Annotated in this window: 1 protein-coding gene; it reads left to right on the forward strand. The window is 66.6% G+C overall.

All coding sequences use genetic code 11. From position 1 onward, the window contains the following. Positions 1-1,211 (forward strand): mannose-1-phosphate guanylyltransferase/mannose-6-phosphate isomerase (locus AC0L3B_RS38105; RefSeq protein WP_473382679.1); only part of this gene is annotated, 1,211 nt, incomplete at both ends.

A 1,211-nucleotide genomic window follows, 5' to 3' on the forward strand; every position in this document is an offset into this window, starting at 1 on the left:
ATTATCCCCCTGATCATGTGCGGCGGTGCCGGAACGCGGCTGTGGCCGGCTTCGCGCGAGGTGCGCCCCAAGCAGTTCCTGCCGCTGTTCGGCACGCGCTCGACCTTCCAGGACACGCTGCTCCGCGTCTCGGAGGCTTCGCTGTTCGATCGCCCGATCGTCATCACCAATGCCTCCTATCGCTTCATGGTGCTGGAGCAGCTCGCCGAAATCGGCATCGAGGCTGACGTGATCCTCGAGCCGATGCGGCGCGATTCCGGCCCGGCGATCGCCGCCGGCGCGGTGTTTGCGCAGAACCGCTCGAGTGAGGCGATCGTGCTCGCGCTCGCCGCCGACCACGTGGTGCAGGACAATGCCGCGTTCGTCGCGGCGTGCCGCCAGGGCCTCACCGCCGCGAGCGCCGGGCGCATCGTCACGTTCGGCGTCAAGCCGGAGCGGCCGGCGACCAAATACGGCTATATCAGCCCGGGCGAGGTCATCTCCGGCGAGGTGCACGCGGTCGCGCGCTTTGTCGAGAAGCCGGATGCGGTGAAGGCAGCCGACTACCTCAATTCCGGCTATCTCTGGAACAGCGGCAACTTCATGTTTCCGGCCAGCGTCCTGCTCGACGAATACCGCAAGGTCGATGCGGCGAGCGTGGAGACCATCTCCAATGCCGTGACCAATGCCGGTCGCGATCTCGGCTTCGTGACGCTGGAGCCCGAGGCGTTCGGCGCGGCCAAGGCGATCTCGATCGACTATGCGGTGATGGAGAAGACCGCGCGCGCAGCGGTCGTGCCGGTGTCGTGCGGCTGGTCCGACGTCGGCTCCTGGCACGCGGTGTGGGAATTGTCGGACAAGGACGCGCAAGGCAATGCCGCGCACGGCGCCGCCGTGTTCGAAGATAGCCGCAACTGCAACGTCACCACCGATGCCGCGCTGGTCGCACTCGAAGGCGTTGACGATCTCATCGTGGTCGCGACCGCGGACGCAGTGCTGGTCTCGCGTCAGAAGGATGCCAACGGGCTGAAGCGGCTGGTCACGAAACTCAAGGCGGTCGCACCGAAGGTCACCGAGGAGCACCTCAAGGTGCATCGGCCCTGGGGCAGTTACCAGTCGGTCGACAATGGCGAGCGCCACCAGGTCAAGCGCATCGTGGTGAAGCCGGGCGGGCGTCTGTCGCTGCAGAAGCACCATCATCGCGCCGAGCACTGGATCGTGGTCCGCGGCAC

Source organism: Bradyrhizobium sp. Kon56 (assembly GCF_055807635.1).